This is a genomic window from Streptomyces sp. NPDC091377 (genome assembly GCF_044757045.1).
GTDB lineage: Bacteria > Actinomycetota > Actinomycetes > Streptomycetales > Streptomycetaceae > Streptomyces.
The window spans coordinates 34065-53545 of record NZ_JBIVUE010000028.1; the positions used below are offsets into that span (position 1 = coordinate 34065).

16 protein-coding genes are annotated in these 19481 nt (G+C 74.4%); 9 read left to right on the forward strand and 7 right to left on the reverse strand.

The features are described 5' to 3' along the window. Positions 1-265: 265 nt before the first annotated feature. From ACIQNG_RS36375 to ACIQNG_RS36385, 3 genes are all read left to right on the forward strand, one after another. Positions 266-1138, forward strand: coding sequence for a M56 family metallopeptidase (locus ACIQNG_RS36375; RefSeq protein WP_401491172.1), 873 nt, complete (start codon positions 266-268; stop codon positions 1136-1138). A gap of 144 nt (positions 1139-1282) precedes the next feature. Beyond that, positions 1283-1666, forward strand: a complete 384-nt coding sequence (locus ACIQNG_RS36380; protein WP_401491174.1) for a hypothetical protein — start codon at positions 1283-1285, stop codon at positions 1664-1666. A gap of 83 nt (positions 1667-1749) precedes the next feature. After that, a complete protein-coding gene (locus tag ACIQNG_RS36385; RefSeq protein WP_401491176.1) occupies positions 1750-2442 on the forward strand; it encodes a DUF3105 domain-containing protein in 693 nt (230 codons plus the stop codon). Between the two features lie 49 nt (positions 2443-2491). On the opposite strand, the gene ACIQNG_RS36390 is transcribed toward ACIQNG_RS36385, so the two are convergent. After that, positions 2492-3142, reverse strand: a complete 651-nt coding sequence (locus ACIQNG_RS36390; RefSeq protein WP_401491178.1) for a class I SAM-dependent methyltransferase — start codon at positions 3140-3142, stop codon at positions 2492-2494. Between the two features lie 342 nt (positions 3143-3484). Between ACIQNG_RS36390 and ACIQNG_RS36395 the strand changes: the two genes are divergently transcribed. After that, entirely contained in the window at positions 3485-4366 is an 882-nt protein-coding gene (locus ACIQNG_RS36395; RefSeq protein ID WP_401491181.1) for a F510_1955 family glycosylhydrolase, read from the forward strand. Between the two features lie 18 nt (positions 4367-4384). Here ACIQNG_RS36395 and ACIQNG_RS36400 read toward each other — a convergent pair whose 3' ends face one another. Then, positions 4385-4804: a nuclear transport factor 2 family protein gene (locus tag ACIQNG_RS36400; RefSeq protein ID WP_401491184.1), complete on the reverse strand. Its 420-nt coding sequence runs from the start codon at positions 4802-4804 to the stop codon at positions 4385-4387. A gap of 117 nt (positions 4805-4921) precedes the next feature. On the opposite strand from ACIQNG_RS36400, the gene ACIQNG_RS36405 reads away from it, so the two are divergent. Further along, on the forward strand, positions 4922-6424 hold the full coding sequence (locus ACIQNG_RS36405; protein WP_401491185.1) for a HEAT repeat domain-containing protein: 1503 nt from the start codon (positions 4922-4924) through the stop codon (positions 6422-6424). A 13-nt stretch (positions 6425-6437) separates the two neighbouring features. Here ACIQNG_RS36405 and ACIQNG_RS36410 read toward each other — a convergent pair whose 3' ends face one another. The 4 genes from ACIQNG_RS36410 to ACIQNG_RS36425 form a co-directional block, all read right to left on the reverse strand. Next, positions 6438-7622, reverse strand: a complete 1185-nt coding sequence (locus ACIQNG_RS36410) for a GDSL-type esterase/lipase family protein (protein ID WP_401491187.1) — start codon at positions 7620-7622, stop codon at positions 6438-6440. Positions 7623-7735: 113 nt separating this feature from the next. Next, positions 7736-8335: a TetR/AcrR family transcriptional regulator gene (locus tag ACIQNG_RS36415; RefSeq protein ID WP_401491189.1), complete on the reverse strand. Its 600-nt coding sequence runs from the start codon at positions 8333-8335 to the stop codon at positions 7736-7738. A gap of 147 nt (positions 8336-8482) precedes the next feature. Continuing rightward, positions 8483-9934 (reverse strand): glyceraldehyde-3-phosphate dehydrogenase, encoded by a 1452-nt coding sequence (locus ACIQNG_RS36420; protein WP_401491192.1) that lies wholly within the window; start codon positions 9932-9934, stop codon positions 8483-8485. 157 nt (positions 9935-10091) lie between these two features. Further along, complete coding sequence (locus ACIQNG_RS36425; RefSeq protein WP_401491195.1) at positions 10092-11078, reverse strand: alpha/beta fold hydrolase; 987 nt, start codon at positions 11076-11078, stop codon at positions 10092-10094. Between the two features lie 184 nt (positions 11079-11262). On the opposite strand from ACIQNG_RS36425, the gene ACIQNG_RS36430 reads away from it, so the two are divergent. Beyond that, positions 11263-11826 carry a TetR/AcrR family transcriptional regulator gene (locus tag ACIQNG_RS36430; RefSeq protein ID WP_401491198.1) on the forward strand — a complete coding sequence of 188 codons (564 nt, stop codon included), beginning with the start codon at positions 11263-11265 and terminating at the stop codon, positions 11824-11826. A 144-nt stretch (positions 11827-11970) separates the two neighbouring features. After that, positions 11971-13008 carry a medium chain dehydrogenase/reductase family protein gene (locus ACIQNG_RS36435; protein ID WP_401491200.1) on the forward strand — a complete coding sequence of 346 codons (1038 nt, stop codon included), beginning with the start codon at positions 11971-11973 and terminating at the stop codon, positions 13006-13008. A gap of 284 nt (positions 13009-13292) precedes the next feature. On the opposite strand, the gene ACIQNG_RS36440 is transcribed toward ACIQNG_RS36435, so the two are convergent. Continuing rightward, positions 13293-14864, reverse strand: a complete 1572-nt coding sequence (locus ACIQNG_RS36440; RefSeq protein ID WP_401491202.1) for an amidohydrolase — start codon at positions 14862-14864, stop codon at positions 13293-13295. 577 nt (positions 14865-15441) lie between these two features. On the opposite strand from ACIQNG_RS36440, the gene ACIQNG_RS36445 reads away from it, so the two are divergent. Both ACIQNG_RS36445 and ACIQNG_RS36450 read left to right on the forward strand, forming a co-directional pair. Beyond that, positions 15442-16359, forward strand: a complete 918-nt coding sequence (locus ACIQNG_RS36445) for a fructosamine kinase family protein (protein WP_401491203.1) — start codon at positions 15442-15444, stop codon at positions 16357-16359. 461 nt (positions 16360-16820) lie between these two features. Further along, entirely contained in the window at positions 16821-19391 is a 2571-nt protein-coding gene (locus ACIQNG_RS36450) for a SpoIIE family protein phosphatase (RefSeq protein WP_401491205.1), read from the forward strand. The last annotated feature ends 90 nt before the right edge of the window (positions 19392-19481 follow it).

The window sequence follows — 19481 nt, forward strand, 5'->3', positions numbered from 1 at the left end:
CGCCGTCCTCGGGGCGTTCGGGCCGCAGTGGCTCCGGCGGGCCGCCTGGACCGCGCGCTCGCCGCGCCTAGGGCCTGTCGTTTGGATCATCCCGGCGTCGCGGGGTCTGGCACGCGGATCTGCGGCGTTGTCGTCGGTTGCCGACGCTCCGCGTCGCCGCCCTCCTCCGCCTTGCAGCTCCACGCACCAGACCCCGCTCGGCCCGACCGAGCGGCACCGTTTCTCATAGCCAGGCTGATCCAAACGACAGACCCTAGGTGTCCGGGTGTGGCAGGCGCTGACCGCGGCCGTGGTGGTGTCCGTGACGCTGGCCGGGCTGGCGGTCGCGGTGCCGTCGCCTGCGGTGGGCGGCGGGCTGGCCGAGTTGCTCCAGGCGTGTGCGGCGGTGCTGCGGACGCGGTACGCGGCGCCCGGTGGGGCGGCGGTCGCGACGGCCGGAGTCGCGCTGGCGGTGGGGGTGGTGGGCCGGGTCGGCTGGTGTCTGGCCGCCGGGCTGGTGCGGGCGCGGCGGGCGCGGTCCCGGCACGCCGCGGTGCTGGCGCTGGTCGGCACGCCGCGCGCGGACCTCGGGGTGACGGTGCTGGAGGACGCGCGTCCGGCGGCGTACTGTCTGCCCGGCCTCGGGCACCGGATCGTCCTGACGTCCGCGACGCCGGCCGCGCTGGGGCCGGGCGCCCTGGCCGCGGTGATCGCCCATGAGCGCGCGCACATCCGGGGCCGCCACCATCTGGTCCTCGGGTACGCGGACGCACTGGCCCGGGCGTTCGGGCGGGTCCCCTTGTTCCGGACGGCGGCCGACGAGACCCGCCGTCTGGTGGAGATGGCGGTCGACGACACGGCGACCCGTGACACAGGGCGGCCGGCGCTCGCCGGGGCGCTGGTGGAACTGGCCGGGGCGGGCGCCCCGGCCGCCTCGTTGTCCGCGGGCGGCGATGTGGTGCGCCGAGTCAGGCGTCTGCTGTCCCCGCACCGGCCGCTGCACGGGGCGGTGGTGGGGGCCGGGGCACTGGTGGCGCTGGCCGTCGCCGCGCTGCCGGTGGCCCTGGCCGTGGAACCCGCCCTGACGCTCCTGCACATGAACGCCTGCCCCCTGGACATGTGCCCGCTGTCGGAGGCACCCGCGGACCGGGGCACCTGACATCACACCCGTCCCGCGCGCCGACAGCGCGCTCTCCCCAAGACTTGTGGCGGCCCCCTCATCACGGACCCCCGCTGCCTCCTATGATGCCTAGGTGTTCACCCGTGCCTTCCCCGCCACCGAGCCCCGAGGGGCCGCCGGACCATGACCGTGCGGCGGCGTTCCGTCTCGATGGTGCTGGGCCTCATCGTGGCCCTGGCCACGCTCTTCGGCGTGGCCTGTCTGTGCGCCAAGACGTACCCGCCGCAGTACCCGTCGGCGGATGCCCCGACCTCCGTCGCCTACGTCACCCATGGCACCCCCGACGGCCAGGCGCGCGGACTCGCCTGTCTGTCCCCGGGGCATCAGCAGTGTGACGGGGCACCGGCGGTGGACACCCCGACCACCGGACCCGGCCCGCAGCCGCAGCCGCTGGTCCCGCCCGCCCTGATCGACTCCCGCCCGGCGGGGGTCCCCTTCCGCTCCACCCGGTACGCGCCACCGCCGCGCCCACCCGACCTGCATCTCCTGCAAGTGCTGCGCACCTAGGGCGTCCCCGTTCCCGCCCTTCCGTTCCTCTTCGTCGGTTCTCCGGCATCCGTCGATCACCGCTGCACCCAAAGGACTTCACCATGGCCACGGCCAAATCCAAGAACCCGAACCCGAACCCGAACCCCGGCGCGGGCAGAGGCAAGCCCGCCACCAAGGCGGCCAAGACCGCCGCGCGCCGCGCCCGAATAGAGGAGCAGCGCCGCGCCGAACGGGCCCGTGAGCGCCGCAACCGGATCCTCACCATCGCCGCGTCCACCGCGATCGTCGTCGCCGTGGCGGCGGGCGGCTGGTATCTGCTGGACTCCGCCAACGAGAAGGAGAAGCAGCAGGCCGCTCCGGTCTCCGGCGAGAAGACCTGGGACGACCTGAGCCAGAACCATGTCGAGTCGCAGGTCGACTACCCGATGACCCCGCCGGTCGGCGGTGACCACAACGCGGCCTGGATGAACTGCAACGGCGATGTCTACACCGAGCCGATCCAGAACGAGAACGCGGTGCACTCCCTGGAGCACGGCGCGGTCTGGGTCACGTACAACGACAAGGCGGCGAAGGCGGACGTGGAGGCGCTCACCAAGAAGGTGAAGAGCACCCCGTACACGTTGATGAGCCCCTACAAGGACACGTCGTCGCCGATCACGCTGTCGGCCTGGGGGCATCAGCTGAAGGTGGACAAGGCGTCGGATCCCAGGGTCGACGAGTTCTTCGAGAAGTACATCCAGGGCGCCCAGACCCCGGAGCCCGGCGCGGCCTGCACCAACGGCAAGGCGGCGTGACGGGGCGGCGGTCCTGCTGACCCGGCGGCCGGGCTCCTCCACCCGGCCGTCAGGGTCGTACGGCGCTGCCCACGATGTGCCGGATGCTCGGCACGCCCGGCGACGGCGAGAAGCCGAAGCGGTCGAGAGTGGTGACGGTGAATCCGGCGGCGCGGACGGCGGCCTCCGTGTCGCGGTTGGGCCGGCAGCCGCCGGCCATCCGGCGCCACAGCGGGGTGATCGCGTCCTCCAGCAGACCCGCCCAGCGACGGGCCGAGCGGACATGTTCGTAGAAGCGGAGTTCACCGCCGGGCCGCAGGACGCGCGTGATCTCCGCCAGCGCGCCGGGCACATCGGTGACCGAGCACAGCACGAGCGAGACGACCACGGCGTCGGCCTCGCCGTCGCCGACCGGCAGTCGGGCCGCCTCGCCGGACACGACCGTGACGGTCACCGGGGCGGCGACCGCGGCCCGTTCGGCGACGGAGCGCAGGGTGTCGTCGGGTTCGACGGCGACGACCTCGGTGACGGTGTCCGGGTAGTGGGGGAAGTTCCGCCCCTGCCCGGCACCGACCTCCACCACCCGCCCGCTCAGCCCGGCGACCAACCGGGCCCGGTGGGCGGTGCCGCCGCGCCGGTCGGCCTCGGGGGCGAGCTTCAGATACTGGCGGGCGAAGCGCGGATGCTGAAGTGAGCCTCGCCCTCGGCCGGTGGCGTTCATCGGTGTCTCCTTCGCGGTGTCTGGCGCGGTGCCTGGCCTGTGTGTCTGGCGCGGTGCCTGGCCGGGGCGTGACTGGCGCGGTGCCTGGCCGCGCCCGCGTCTGGCGCGGTGCCTGGCCGCCGTGCCCGTGCGGCGGTGTCCCTGCCCCGACGCCCGTTCCCGCTCCCCTGTCTTGGTACCCGATTCCCGGACCCGGTGCCCGCCGGGCCGACACCCGCCGATCATCCCGGAACCCTGACACCTAAGATGCTTAGGAGATGGTTCGCCCCGCGCCCGCCGTCCGCACTTCGCCCCGCGCCCGCCGTCCGGACCCGGGCGCGCCCCCACGGAAAGAACGCCGGTATGAAGACCCCGCTCCGTCCGCTCGCCGCCGCCACCGGGATGCTCCTCGCGGCCACCCTCACCGCCTGTTCCTCCGACTCCGGTGCCGGGGCGGAGCCCGCTTCGGGCACCACCGGGGGCGCGGGGCCGACCGTCAGCCATGTCCACGGAGTGGGCGTCGACCCGGCCGACGGACGGCTCTACGTGGCCACCCACGAAGGCGTCGTCGCCGTGTCGGACGACGACACGGCCGAACGGGTGGGCGACAAGGCCGACTACATGGGCTTCACCGTCATCGGCGCGAAGACGTTCCTCGGCAGCGGGCACCCGGAGCCCGGCAGCGACGAACCCGCCGATCGGGGCCTCATCGAGTCCGGCGACTCGGGCCGGACCTGGACGGCCCGTTCCCTGGCCGGCACCACCGACTTCCACGCGTTGGAGTACGCGCACGACACGGTGTACGGCTACGACAGCACCAACGGGGTCCTGCGGGTCAGCACCGACCGCACCACCTGGGACACCCGGGCCGAACTGGCCGCCCTCGACCTCGCCGTCAGCCCCGAGGACCCGGACCTGGTGCTGGCCACCACGGAGTCCGGGGTGGCGCGGAGCGGTGACGGCGGGGAGACGTTCGCCGACGGCTCCGGTGCCGTCATGGCGTTCCTGTCCTGGCCCGAGCCGGAGACCCTGTACGGCCTCGACCAGGGCGGCGGCCTGCACCTGAGCGCCGACGCGGGCACCACCTGGAAGAAGGCGGGCACGGTTCCCGGTGGCGCGCCCCAGGCCCTGACCGCCGAGTCGCCGGACCACCTCCTGGCCGCCACACAGGACGGCGTGTACGAGTCCCGCGACGGCGGCGGCACCTTCACCGAGCGCCTGCCGATCGCCGGTGCGGCACACTGAGCCGTCCGGGCGGGGCCCTCAGCGGTGTTCGTTGTCCGCCAGGGGGATCACCCAGGCCCGCCGTTCGGCGATCTTCCCGTCCCGCATGACGAACACCTCGGCCATCGACATCCGCAGTTCGGCACCGCTGTCCCGGGGCGCGGTGCCGGTCAGTTCGGCCATCACCACATCGCCCTGTTCGACCATGCGGACCACCTCCAGACGGGGCGGGCCGGCGAAGCCGGGGCCGTCAATCGCCTCGTCGTACGCCTGCTTGCCCTTGAGGCGGAAGGCCCCGAAGACGGTCCACTCGATGTCGTCGGTGAGGCAGGACAGGATCTGCGCGTGGTCGTTCCTGCGGAACCCGTCCAGATAGGTCTCGACGGTGTCGGTGTTCCTCGACATGGGCGACCCCTTCAAGAAGCCGAGCACGACCTCGATGGCCCGTTCGACGGCCACGCTAGTCCGGCTCCCGCGGGCCCGCCCGGTCCGCGCGCCCGATCGGCGCATCCGCCCCTCCGCCCGGCCCCGGCGCAACCTTCCCGCGCCTCGGAGGTCTTACCGACCGGGGTGCGCATGGAGCGGGAACACCAGATCGCCTTCTTTCTACGGGAGTTGGAGACCGGCGACACCTGGCGGCGGGCCGCCGCGGCGAAGGGCCTGGGCAGGGTCGGGCGGGCCGAGCACGCCCCGGCGCTGATCCGCTCGGCGGCCGATCCCTCGCCGGAGGTCCGTGAGGGCGCCGCGACAGGACTCGGCAGGCTCGGCGTCCGCGCGGCGGGCCACGCCGTGCTCCCGGGTCTGATGGCGGACGACGACCCCTGGGTACGCCGTCGGGCCTCCCTGGCGGCGGTCCGGCTGGGGCTGCGCGGACCGGCCGTCGTCGCGGCCTTCGGGCGACTGCTCCGCGACCCCGATCACCCTCCGCGGATCAACGCCCTGGACGCGCTGCGGTCGCTGGGCGCGGTGGGGGACGCGCCCGCGCTGGTCGGGCTGCTGGGTGATCCGGTGCCCGGGGTGCGGGGGCGGGCGTGGGCGCTGGTCCACGACGCGCGGAAGGACCCCGCCGTCCCCGCGGCGCTCGTCCGCGCGGCCGACCGCGCCGACGACCCCGCCCGCGAACCGGCACTGCTGGCCCTGCGGAGCATCTACGCGGAACGGCCTTGGGACGATGCCCTCCTCGCCGAACTGCGCGCCCCCTCACCGGCGGTACGCGCGGTGGTCGCCGCCCGGCTGCGCCACCGGGCCGACGCCCCCGGGACACGGGCGGCGCTGCGCACGGCACTGGAAGCCGAGCGGGTCGCGGAGGCGGCGTTTTGGCTGCTCCACGCGCTGGCGCGGGCGGGCGAGGAGGGGACGGTCCGGCCGGCCCTTCGGTGGCTGGGGGACGGCCGGGCCGGTCCCGCGGCGGCGCGGGCGCTGGGCATGGCCGGCACCCGGGCCGCCCAGGCCCGTCTGCGCGCGGCCCTCACCGACCCGGCGCTCCCCTCCGGTACCCGCGGTGCGGCGGCCGAGGCGCTCGGCGGATCGGGGCGCTGGGACACCGTATGGCTGCTGCTGCCGTTGCTGGAGGAGTCCGGGGCCGAGGTGCGGGCCGGGGCGGTGGAGGGGTTGGCCGCGCTGGTGGACGCCGGGCTGTGGCCCTGGGAGCGGCGGGCGGTGGCCGAGGCGCTGGTGGCTCATCTGGCCGGTGGGCGGGGTGGGGTCCGGCGCACGGGGCAGGTGCTCGTGGGCTGGGCGGAGGCGCTGCCCTTCGTGCGGGAGGCGTGGGACCGGGGGGGCTCGTCGGCGGAGGTCCGGGCCGCTCTGCTGGCCCTGCTGGACCCGGACCACGCCACCGACGCCGGTACCCCCGGTGATCTGCCGCGTCTCGTGGGGGCCCTGGAGGATCCGGACGACCGGGTCGTCCATCGTGCCGCGACGGGCCTCGCCCACTGGCCGGCGGCGGTCGGGGTGCCGGCGTCGGACGCGGTGCGGGTGCGGGCGCGGCTGACCGGGCTCGCCGCCGGGGCGCCCGGGTGGGTGGCGGACGCGGCGGGCGAGGCACTGCGCGCGCTGGACGCCTGCCGGACGGGGTGAGCGCGGGGTCCGCTCAGGAACTCGCCCTCCCGAACGGGCCGTCCGGGGCGAAGGCCAGTTCGGCGAAGCGTTCGCCCATACGGCGATGGGTCGCCGCGTCGGGGTGGAGTCCGTCGGGGAGCGGGAGTTCGGCGGTGTCGGCCTCGCCGTAGAGCGTGCGGCCGTCCAGGTGGTGCAGGTGCGGGTCGTCGGCCGCGCGCTGCTCCACGATCCGGGCGAGTTCGTCGCGGATCACGGTCAGGGTGAGCTTGCCCAGGGGCACCTCGGCGGGGTCGCCCACGGCGGTGAGCCGCAGTTGTCCGGTGCCGAGGGAGTCGGGGTCGAAGGCGCTGGGGCCGGGCGTGGTCTCGTGCATCGGGCAGAGGATGGGCGAGATCACCAGCAGCGGGGTCGTGGGGTGGCCCTCGCGGAGGGTGTCGAGGAAGCCGTGGACCGCCGGGGTGAAGGCCCGCAGCCGCATCAGGTCCGTGTTCACCAGGTTGATGCCGATCTTGACGCTGATCAGGTCGGCGGGGGTGTCCCGCATGGCGCGGGCGGTGAACGGGTCGAGCAGCGCGCTGCCGCCGAAGCCCAGATTGGTCAGCTCCACTCCCCCGAGACCGGCGGCGAGGGCGGGCCAGGTCGTGGTGGGGCTCGCGGCGTCGGAGCCGTGGCTGATGGAACTGCCGTGGTGCAGCCACCCCTTGCGGCCGGGATCGGCGGCGGGTGTGACGGGGGCGTCGGTGCGCAGGGCGACCAGTTCGGTGGTCTCGTTGTGCGGCAGCCAGATCTCGACGTCCTTCTCACCGCCGGGCAGTCCGGCGAAGCGCGCGATGCCGGGCGGGCCCGCCTGGATCTCGGCGGAACCGGCCGCCATGTCGACGGTGAGGATGTGGCCCCCGGTGGCGACGGCCTGCGCGGCGAGCCGGCCGTCCACGAGGAGGTCGTAGACGCCCTCCGGGCGCGGCGGGGCCCCGAGGTAGACGCGCCGGGTCCGCAGGGTGTCCAGTTCCACGACGGTGGCGGCGGTGCGGAAGGCCAGTCGTACGCCGGAGGGCTGTGACTCCGCCAGGGCGAGCCCCGGGTCGGTGTTCTGCGCCCGTGCCGACGCGGGCAGCCGGTGCGGCAGCACTCCGTGGGCGGTGTGCTCCAGTTCGAGGGCGCCGCGCAGGATGCCGGGGGTGATGGGCGTGGTGATCCAGGTGGGGTCGGTGGTCATGGATCGGGACTTCCCTCGTGGTTCGGGGTGGGGGCGTGCGTCGGCTTTCGGGGGGTGTGCCGTACGTCGGTTGCTCCGGCCGCTCCGGCTGGGTCGACGGCGTCGGCGCGGGGCTACGCCGGGGGCCGGGGCGACCCGGCGTCGGGTGGCTCGGGCCAGTTCCGCAGCAGGCTGTCGAGCGCGTCGACGATCCGCTCCCAGCTGACCTGGGAGTCGGGGGCGCTGTGGCTGAAGCCGCCCGCCAGTTCCAGGCTGACGTAGCCGTGGAAGACGCTGCCCAGCAGCCGGACGGCGTGTGTCTGGTCGGCTCCGGTGAGGTCGTAGCCGCGCAGGACGGCCCGTGTCATCTGGGCGTGCCGACCGCCCGCGCTCGCGGCGGCGGCCTCCGGGCTGAGCCGGAGGCGGGCGGCGGCGTAGCGGCCGGGGTGCTCGTGGGCGTAGTCGCGGTAGACGTCGGCGAAGGCGGAGAGGGCGTCCCTGCCCGCGCGGCCCGCCAAGGCGGCGGCGGCCCGGTCGGCCAGTTCCTCCAGGGCGTACAGCGCGATCTTGACCTTGAGGTCCTGGGAGTTCCGGACATGGGAGTAGAGGCTGGCGACCTTGACGTCGAAGTGCCGCGCGAGTGCCGACAACGTCACCTGGTCGAAGCCGACCTCGTCGGCGAGCCGCGCGCCGGCCTCGGTGAGCCGTCTCGCGGACAGTCCTGCGCGTGCCATGACCCTCCTCTCCACCGACAGCCATTATGCATCTGCCTAAACCCTTTAGGAAGCAGGTGCGGCTCCCCGGGCGGGCCGCCCGCACGACACGGACCGGCCTCCCCTCACAGCGGGGAGGCCGGTCCGAAGAGGCCGATCAGGTCGGTGTCACACCGCGGGGACGGCCGCCGGGAAGGTCGGGTACTCGACGCCCGAGACGTGCTGGACGACCCGGATGACCTGGCAGGAGTAGCCGAACTCGTTGTCGTACCAGAGGTAGAGGATGGCGTTGTCGCCCTCCACCTTGAGGGCGCCCGCGTCCACGACGGAGGCGTGGCGGGAGCCGATGAAGTCGCTGGAGACCGCGTCGGGGGCGCTGATGAAGTCGATCTGGCGCTTGAGCGGCGAGGTCAGCGACACCGTGCGGAGGTACTCCAGGACGTCCTCGCGGGTGGTCTCGCGGGCCAGCTGGAGGTTGAGGATGGCGATCGACACGTCCGGCACCGGGACCCGGATCGAGCTGCCGGTGATCCGGGCCTTCAGATCGGGCAGCGCCTTGGAGACGGCCGACGCGGCGCCCGTCTCGGTGATCACCATGTTGAGCGGCGCGGACCGGCCGCGACGGTCGGACTTGTGGTAGTTGTCCAACAGGTTCTGGTCGTTGGTGAACGAGTGGACGGTCTCCACGTGCCCGCGCAGCACCCCGTACTCGTCGTCCATCGCCTTGAGCGGCGGGACGATGGCGTTGGTGGTGCAGGAGGCGCAGGACAGGATCTGCTCGTCCGGCTTGATGGTGTCGTGGTTGACGCCGTGCACGATGTTCGGGACGTCGCCCTTGCCGGGGGCGGTGAGGACGACCTTCTCGATGCCGGGACGCAGATGCAGCGACAGGCCCTCGCGGTCGCGCCACTTGCCGGTGTTGTCGATGAGGATCGCGTTCTTGATGCCGTACGCGGTGTAGTCCACGGACGCCGGGCTGTCGGCGTAGATCACCTTGATCTCGTTGCCGTTGGCGACGATGGTGCTGTTCTCCTCGTCCACGGTGATGGTGCCGTGGAACTGGCCGTGGATGGAGTCACGGCGCAGCAGCGAGGCGCGCTTGACGAGGTCCTGGCCGCCGCCGTCGCGGACGACGATGGCGCGCAGCCGCAGTCCGTTGCCGGAGCCGGTCTTCTCGATCAGGAGCCGGGCGACGAGCCTGCCGATGCGGCCGAAGCCGTAGAGGACGACGTCGCGCGGTTCACGGGACTCGATCTTGTTGGCGCCGGTGGCCCCGGCGACCTCCTCGGCGGTGAAGTCCCGCACGGACAGACCGCGGCTGTCGGCGCGGTAGGTCGCGGCGAGCATGCCGAGGTCGATCTGGGCGGGGCCCAGGTCGAGGGTGGTGAGCGCCTGGAGGAACGGCATGGTCTCGGTGACCGAGAGTTCCTCGCCGGCTATCTGGCGGGCGAATCGGTGGGTCTTGAGGATGCTGACCACCGACTTGTTCACCAAGGAGCGGCTGTGCAGCAGGACGGTCACGTCCCGCTCGCGGTGCAGCTTCCCGATGACCGGGATCATCGCTTCCGCGGTCTCCTCGCGGTTCTTCCAGTGGGTGAACGAGTCGTCATTGACAGTCACAGGCTTATCTTTCGAGCTAGGCGGCGCTCACATGTTAAACCCCTGCTCTTTCGGGTCGGGCCGAGGGGTGTTCCCTGCCCGACGGCTCCCCGGCGGCGCCCGGCGATTCCCTTTGCCGCTCCATCGGCCACTCGCCCTGCGACTGCCGCTCCCTCGGCTACCGGTCCAGCGAGGCGAGCCACTCCGTCAGCAGCCGGTTGACCTCCGCCGGGCGCTCCTGCTGCACGAAGTGACCGGCGCCGTCGATGATGTGGGAGCCGCGGAGGCCGGGCAGGGTGACCGGGTACGCCTCGATCGCGTCGGCCAGCCAGTTCAGGGAGGCGTCGAGGCCGCCGCCGATGAACAGGGACGGCTGGGTGACAGCGGCGCCCGCGTGGTCGGCCAGGTCCGCCCAGTCGCGGTCCATGGCGCGGTAGCGGTTGAGGGCGCCCGTGCATCCGGTCCGCTCGAACTCCCCGGCGAACACGTCCAGTTCACGCTCGCCGAGCCAGTCGGGCAGCCGCCCGGCGGGGAAGCGGTCCCGCAGGGTGCCGCCCGGCGCGACGAAGTACGGCGACGGGGCGTCCGGACCGGGCATGGTGCCCGGGGACAGGGCGGCGTAGAAGCCGGCGAGCCAGCCCCGGACGTCGGGCTCGATCTCGGCCTCGGCCCGGCCGGGCGTCTGGAAGTAGGAGACGTAGAACTCCTCGTCGCCGCCCATGCGCGCGAAGACGTCGGTGGGCTTCGGACCGCCGGGCGGGGTGTACGGGACGCTCAGCAGGCCGACCGCGCGGAACACGTCCGGCCGCAGCAGGGCGGAGGTGGCGGCGACCCCGGCTCCCCAGTCGTGGCCGACGATCACCGCGGTGCGTTCACCGAGGGCCTCGACCACGGCGACGGCGTCCTCGACCAGATCGAGCAGGCGGTACGCCTCCACCGCCGCCGGGCGCGAGGAGCGGCCGTAGCCGCGGACGTCCAGGGCGACCGCGCGATGTCCGGCGTCGGCGAGTGCGGGCAGTTGGTGCCGCCAGGCGTACCAGCCCTCGGGGAAGCCGTGCACGAGCAGCACGAGCGGGCCACGGCCCTGCTCCACCAGGTGGGTCCGGCCCGCGGGCGAGGGGACGAGACGGTGGATGGGGCCGCTGGGGGCGGTGGGCTGTGGCATGGCGTCCTCCTGGACGGTCGCGAATGGCCGCGCCGGTTGCTGTCCACCGAGGTGGCCGCGGCCCCGCCTCGATCATCCGGGGCCCTCCACCGGCGGGCGAGGCTTGTTGCCGGTTCGGCAAATCCCGCCGCCGCGGGAAGGGGCGAGCGTTGACAGTGACGGGTGTGAGTGGTTGAGTACTCACATGAAGAAGGAACAGCGTCGACTCTCCACCGCCGAGGAACGCCGGGAGACCGTGCTCCGCACCGCCATCGGGGCGTTCGCGGCGCGCGGGTACTTCGGCACCACGACGACGGAGGTGGCGAAGGCGGCCGGCATCTCGCAGGCGTACGTCTATCGCCTCTTCCCGAACAAGGAGGCACTGTTCACCGCCGTCGTGGAGCACTGCTTCGTCCGGGTGCGCGCGGCCCTGGAGGAGGGCGCGGCCCGGGCGACCAGCAGCGCGCCGGAGGCCGTCCTCGACTCGATGGGCGATGCGTACGCCCGCCTGATCAGCGACAACGACCTCCTGCTCGTCCAGTTGCACGCACAGGCGGCGGCCGTGTCCGAGCCGGCGGTGCGGGACGCGGTGCGTGCCGGTTACGCGCGCGTCGTGGAGTACACGCGCGGCGCGTCCGGTGGTGACGACCGGCAGATCCAGCGGTTCTTCGCCACCGGGGCACTCTGCCATCTGATCGCGTCCCTCGACGGCGACGGTCTCGACACCCCGTGGATGCGGACGCTGGCCGCGGGCATCAGGCACTACTGACCCTTCCGGGCAGCGGGCGGCCGTGCGACTCCCCGACGGTCGCCCTTTCTCGGCACAGGAGAGTGAGTGACTAACCACTCTTCCACGTCATCTTGTCTCACTCGTCTCTCCGTCTCTCCGTCTCTTTCATGAGGAGCAGTCATCATGCGCACCACCACCGAGATCGTCCTCCCCGCCGTGGGTGAACCCGAGTCGCTCCAGGTGCGGGTCCGCGAGCTGTCGCGGCCGGGCCCGGGTCAGGCCCTGGTCCGGATGGAGGCGAGCGGGGTCACCTTCGCCGAGCAGCAGATGCGCCGCGGCAAGTACTACGACATGCCCGCCTTCCCCTTCGTCCCCGGCTACGACGTCGTCGGGGTGGTCGAGGAACTGGGGCCGCCGGTGCCGGGGCAGCCCGAGCTGGCCGTGGGCGCCCGGGTCGCCGCGCTGACCAAGACCGGCGGGTGGGCCGAGCGCGTGCTGCTGGACAGCCGCGATCTGGTGGCCGTGCCGGACGGGGTGTCGGCCACCGACGCCGAGACGCTGGTGACCAACGGCGCGACCGCCTGGCGGATGCTGTTCCGCACGGCCCGGGTCCGGCCGGGCGACACCGTCGTGGTGCACGGCGCCAACGGCGGGGTCGGCAGTGTGCTGGTGCAGTTGGCCCGCGCGCACGGGGTCCGGGTCATCGGCACCGCCTCGGCCCGCAACCAGGGGGCCGGGGCCGGGCTGGGCGCCGAGCCCGTGGACTACCGCGGTGACGTCCTCGCCCAGGTGCGGGAGCGCGCGCCGCAGGGGGTGGCGGCCGTCTTCGACCACGTCGGCGGCCGAGGCGTCCGGGACTCCTGGCGGATGCTCGCGCCCGGCGGCACGCTCGTGTCGTACGGCAGCGCCGCCACGCGCGACCGGGCGGGCAACGGGACGCTCACCGTGCTGAGGCTCGTCGCCCGGCTCGCGCTGTGGAACGCGCTGCCGAACGGGCGCGGGGCCCACTTCTTCAACCTGTGGGCCGGGAAGTCACGGCGCCCCGAGCGCTACCGGACCGAGCTGCGGGCGGACCTGGAGCAGGTCTTCGAGCTGCTGCGGTCCGGCGCGATCGAGGCGCGGGTCGACCGGACCTTCCCGTTGCGCGAGGCCGCCGCCGCGCTGCGACACGCGGAGTCCGGCACGGCGGTGGGCAAGGTCGTGATCACACCGGACGCCTGAGCGGCAGGGCCTGGGGGCGGCGTCCCTGGGCGCCGGGCCCAGGGACCCCTGGGGAGCCGGGCCCCTGGCGGCAGGCCCTGGGGAGCCGGGCCTCGGACGGCAGGTCCTGGGGAGCCGGGCCCCTGGCGGCAGGCACGGGGGAGCCGAGCCTCGGACGGCAGGCCCTGGGGAGCCGGGCCCCTGGCGGCAGGCACGGGGGAGCCGAGCCTCGGACGGCAGGCCCTGGGGCGTCGAGCCGGGTGAGGGCAGGCGTCGAGAACCCTGCGGCCTGTGGTCCTGAGGGGTCACTTCGCCCGGTGCGTCACCCGTCCGCCCGTCACCGTCAGCCGTACGTCCGCCGTCGCCGTCTCGTCGGCCGGGGCCGACACGGGGTCCACGGCGAGGGCGGTGAGGTCGGCCCGGTGGCCGGGGGCGATCCGGCCCGCCAGGTCCGCCTCGCCGGCCGCGCGGGCGGCGTGGGTGGTCATGCCCTCCAGTGCCTCCAGGCCGGTCAGACCGGCGCGGCGGGACGCGGCACCTTTGGGGGCCTGGGCGGTGGCCAGGACCGTACGGGCGTCGAAGGGGGCGATGGGCCAGTCCGAGCCGAGGGCGACCGTGGCGCCCGCGTCGCGCAGGTCCCGCAGGCGCCAGGCGCGGTCGGCGCGGCGCTCACCGAGACGGCGGGACCACTCGTCGCTGCCGTCGGCGCGGGTGTAGGCGGTGTGCGGGGGCTGCATCGAGGCGGCGACGCCCAGTTCGGCGAAGCGCGGGAGCAGTGCGTCGGGGGCGGTCTCGATGTGCTCGATCCGATGGGCGTGGCGCCCGCTCGCGCCGAGGCCCGCCACCACGTCCAGGACGTGCCGCACCGCCGCGTCGCCGATCGCGTGGGTCGCGGTGCGCACGCCGGCCGTGTGCAGATGCCGTAGGGCGGAGGCGTACGCCTCGGGGTCGGGCCAGAACGCCTCGGTGCCCTGGCCGTGGCAGTCAGCGTGCTCCAGCCAGGCGGTGCCGCCCTCGACGGTGCCGTCCATGAAGAACTTCACGCCGCCGACGGTCCAGTGCCGCCCGCCCCGGCCCTGGAGGGCGATCAGGGCGTCGAGTTCCTCCTTGCTCGCGCCGGGCATGCACCACGGTGCGAACCGCAGCCGCAGCGGCAGCACCGTCTCCTCGGCGACGGCGGTGACCAGGTCGAGATCGCCGCCGTCCATGACATGCGCTCCGGTGAGGCCGGTCGCGGCCATCGCGGAGAGCAGGGCGACCAGCCGGGCGCGGCGTTCGGCGTACGACTGCCGCGGCAGGACGGCGGTGACCAGGTCCATCGCGGCGTGTTCGATCAGATGTCCGGTGGGGCGGCCGGTGCTGTCGCAGACGATCTCGGAGCGCTGGGCGAAGGCGCGCGGCCCGTTCACCCCGGCCGCGGTGAGCGCGGCGCCGGTGGCAAGGGCGGAGTGGCCGTCGTACAGGCGCAGGAAGGCGGGGGCGTCGCCGAGCACGTCCTCGATGAGGTCGCGGTCGATGGGCCGGCCCGCGAAGGCGTTGTGGTCCAGGCCGTAGCCGATGACCCAGCCGTCGACGCGCTCGGCGGCGGTGAGCGCGGCCCGCAGTTCCGCCGGCCCGGTCACCTCGGACAGGTCGGCGCCGGTCGCCAACTCCAGGCCCCACACCGGGTGGCTGTGCGAGTCCACCAGGCCGGGGACGAGGTGAGCGCCGTCCAGCCGTACGACCTGGGTGCCGGGTCCTCGCCAGTCACGTACGTCCGAGGCGTCGCCGACCGCGCTGATCACTCCGTCGGTGACGGCGACCGCCGTGGCGGTGGGCCGGGCGGGGTCGAGGGTACGGACGCGGGCGCCGGCGAGGATCAGGTCGGCGGTGGGCATGCGGGGGACTCCCTTGAGGCGGTGGACGGCGCCACGGCGATCGCGGCGGGCAGGTGCGGAACCATCGGCCCCAGCATGCCCGGTGGTCCGGAGCACCGACGAAGTGCCCCGGTGCAGCTCTGGCCGTCGGCGGAGGTCCCGGGGTGGGGAAGTCCCTGGCGTGAGCGCTCCCCCATGAGCACGCGCGCGTCCGCCGCGTTCGGCGAAGACCCCGGCTGAGTCTCATGCGGCTCCTCCGCCAGGGGGCAGGGTGAACGAGCAGGTGCGCGGTGCGGGGTGTCCCGGTCGGGCGGGCGCGCATGCACTTGCAGCGCGCTGCGCCGCACGGCCCGCATCGGATCCGACACACTTCAGGGTGTGAATTAAGTGGTGGCACAACGGCTCGGCAAGCTCTCGGTACGGATTTCCTCCCGTTTACTCCGATGCCCGCCCCCGGATATCCGCGCGACCGTCCCACCCGGCCGCGCGGCGACGGTCGTCCGGGTACCGCCCACCGGACGACCCCACCGCCCGGCGCGACCGAACGGACGTGCCCACTCCCTACGCTGAGCGGCATGGAGCTGATGCGAGGCCGCCCATGAGCGGGGTCGACGGGGCCGCCGGGGCGGTGGCACGGCTGACCGGACGGGGCGTGGGGCAGGTGCGGGCGGTGTCCGGGACGGTCGCCGAAGTCGCCCTGCACGACGGAGGCAGGGGCGGGAACGGGGACCGGGACAGGGACCGGCACCGGGACGCCGGCAGGGAACTGGTGATGGCCAAGCGGGCGGAGGGGCCGGGCGCGGCACGGGCCGAGGCCGCCGGGCTGCGGTGGCTGGCCGCGGCGGACGCGGTACGGGTACCGGCCGTGCACGGGTACGACCGGGACTGGCTGGTGACCGAGCGGGTGCCCACGGGAGTGCCGGACGCGGGGACGGCCGTACGGTTCGGGCGGGAACTGGCCGCGCTGCACTCGGCGGGCGCCCCGGCGTTCGGCGCGGCCCCGCCCGACGGGCCCCGGGACGCGTACATCGGGCTGGCGCCGATGCGGAACGAACCGGCCGCGAGCTGGCCGGGGTGGTACGCGGAGCACCGGGTGCTGCCGTATCTGCGGGGCGCGGTCGACCGGGGCGGCCTCACCTCCGCCGAGGCGGGTGAGGTCGAGCGGGTCTGCGAGCGGCTGCCGGAGCTGGCGGGACCGGCCGAACCGCCCGCGCGGCTCCACGGCGACCTGTGGAACGGCAATGTGCTGTGGGGTGCGGACGGACACGCCTGGGTGATCGACCCGGCCGCGCACGGCGGCCACCGGGAGACCGACCTCGCGATGCTCGCCCTCTTCGGCTGCCCCCACCTCGACGCCGTACGGGACGGCTACCAGCAGGCCGCGCCGCTCGCCGACGGCTGGCGCGACCGCGTACCGCTGCACCAGCTCTTCCCTCTGCTCGTCCATGTGCTCCTGTTCGGACGCGGCTACGCCGGGCGGACGCTGACGGCGGCGCGGGCGAGCCTCGCCGGATGAGCGATGGCCCCCGGGCCGCCCCTCCCGATGTCCCGTCCGGACGTCCCGTCTGCGTGGCCCGTCCGGACGTCCCGTGCGGATGCCCGTCCGCATGCCCTGTCCGGATGCCCTGTCCGGATGCCCCGTCCGCAGGTCCCCCCTCCCCAGATGTCACCCCCCGCAAGTCACCTCCTCATGTCCCCTACGAAGGAGCGCCGCCCATGGGCCGAACGGCCCCGCACACCGAACTCCCGTCCCTACCCCGCCTGTTGCCCCCTCGCCCCGATCCCATTCACCGCGTCCGAGGGGTTACGGCGCCGGTGCCTGTGCTGATACACCCTGGGAGGCCGTCCGCCCGGTGGACGGTGTCCCGGTGCTGTGCGGCGAGGGGGGCATCCGGTGCTCGTCCAGATGCGGGCACGGCGCCGGGGGGCGCATTCTTGCTGTGTCGCCTGCGCGGCGCGGGGACGAGGTAGAACCGGATGACTGCGAGCGCCGAGGACCCGCACGACAGACGGGACCGGCTGGCCACACTGCTGGCGGACATCGCGACGGAGGCGGCGGGCGCGGTGGGAGCGCGCGCCGTGGGCGTGTTCCTGCGCTCCGCCGACCCCGGCGTGCTGCGGCTTGCCGCACTCACCGGCCTGCCCGCACGGCTGTTCCGCCCCTGGTGGCAGGTGCAGATCGACCGGCCGGTGCCGATCGCCGACACCTTCCGCACGGGCGCCCAGATCGTGCTGCCGAACGCGACCGAGATGATGCGCCGCTATCCGCAGTTCGCCGCCGCGCTGCCCTACCCGTTCGCGACGATCAGTGTGCCGCTGCCGGCGGGCGACGAGACGGGCGGCGCCCTGACCGCGCTGCTGCCGCCCGCCACCGACGCGGCCGGACTGCTCCCCGAGCGGGAACGCCTCACACGGCTGGCCGAGGGGCTGGGGGCCCGGCTGCGACGGCTGGCGCAGGACGGCACGGCACTGGTCTGGGACACCGAGCCGGTGGGCACCCTGCCACCGGCCGAGTACTCCGCCGCGGGGCGGACCGGACGGTTCACCTGGGACCCGGTGGCGGACGCGCTGACCGCGGACGACGGAGTACGGGCCCTGCTGGGGCTGCCCGCCGACGAGCCGTCCTCGGGCGAGGCGGCGCTGACGACCGCACTCGCCCCCGGTGACGCGCGGCGGCTGGTCACACTGCTGCGGGAGACGGCTCACGGCAAGCCCCCGGCCGACCCCGTGCCGGTGCGGATCCCGGGCGGGTCGCTGCGCCTGGTGGATCTGTGGCCGCCGGACGGGTCGCGGCTCGTGCACGGTGTCGTGATGGACGCCGGCCCGGTGGCGGGCCAGGCCGCCGACCGGCTGCCGCAGGCGGTGTTCACCATGGACCGGCTGGGTGTCGTCGGCTACGCCAATCCCCGCGCCGAGCGGCTTCTCGGGGTTCCCCGTGCCCGGCTCGTCGGCCGCGGTCTGTGGGAGTCGGTGCCCTGGCTCTCCCAGCCGACCTGCGAGGACCACTTACGGGCGGCCCTGCTGTCGCCGGACCCGGTGCACTTCCATGTGGAGCGGCCACCGGCCGCCCCGTCCCCGTCCCCGGACCGAGGCGGGGGCCGAGACCGGGACGGCCGGGAGGACGACCCGCGTGACTACGAGGGCGACTGGCTCGCCGTCTCCGTCTACCCCGGCCCCGATCTGCTGACGTTCTCCGTGGTGCCGTCGAACCCGGCCGCCGACGGCACGACCGGTCCCGAGGAGCCGGTCGCCGGGCAGTCCGCGTCGATCCCGTCGGGCGTGCCCGCGTACCGGCCGATCGTGCTGGCGATCGCGCTCAACGAGGCGGTCACCGCGCAGCAGGTGTCGGCGGTGGTGGTGCAGGAGCTGCTGCCCGCGTTCGGGGGCCGCAGGCTCGCGATCTACCTGCTCCAGGACCGGCATCTGTACCGGGCCTGGGAGACCGGTTTCCCCGAGGGGTTCCTGGAGCCGTTCGAGGGGGTCGGGCTAGAGGAGCGGTTGCCCGGGGTGGAGACGCTGACCACGGGCAAACCGCTGTTCTTCGGCTCGATGCGGGACCTGGCCGACGCCTATCCCGGCATCCCGCTCGACGCGACCGAGGGCGCCCGGGCCTTTCTGCCGCTGATCGCGTCGGGCCGGCGGGTCGGCTCCTGCATCCTCGGCTTCGACCGCGAGCGCCGTTTCACGACCGAGGAACGCACCGTGCTGACCGCGCTCGCCGGGCTGATCGCGCACGCGATGGAGAAGGCCCAGCGCTACGACTCCGAGGCGGCCCTCGCCCGGGGGCTCCAGCGCGCCCTGCTGCCCCGGCGGCTGTCCGCCCCGCCCGGGGTGGAGACCGCGGGCCGCTATCTGCCGGGCACCCAGGGCATGGACGTGGGCGGCGACTGGTACGACGTCGTGGAGGCCGGGGACGGGGTCGCGCTGGTGATCGGGGACGTCCAGGGGCACGGGGTGCAGGCGGCGGCCACCATGGGACAGCTGCGGAGCGTGGTCCGGGCCTTCGCGCTGGACGACCGGCCGCCCGACGAGGTGCTCAGCGGCACCAACCGCCTCCTCATCGATCTGGACCCGGGCCAGTTCGCGAGCTGCTGCTACATCCGGCTCGACCCGGCCACCGGCCGGGCCCGGATCGCCCGCGCCGGTCATCCGCCGCCGCTGCTGCGTGCCCCGGACGGCCGTACCGGGCGCCTCGACACGCCCGCAGGAGTCGTGCTCGGTGTCATCACGGACGCCCGCTACCCGGTGGCGGAGGTGACGCTGGAGCCGGGCGCGATCCTCGCCCTGTACACGGACGGGCTGGTGGAACGGCCCGGGCTGGACATCGACGACGGCATCGGTGCCCTGCGCACCGCCCTGGCGCGCGGCGGGGCTCCCGCGACCCGGCCGGGCACCCGCTGGCTGGCGGCCGTCGCCGACCGGCTCACCGCCGCGACCCGCCACACGGCCGACCGACCGGACGACATCGCCCTGCTCCTGGCCGCGCGAAGGACACCGGACACCGGAACACCGGACACCGGGACACCGGCTCAGGTGGACACGGAGTAGGGGGCGGGCGCGGCGCGCCGAGGAGGGCCGGCCCCCGCCCGGAGAGCCCGGCCCCCGCCCTTCTCGGCGCGCCGCGCGCACCTCACGTCC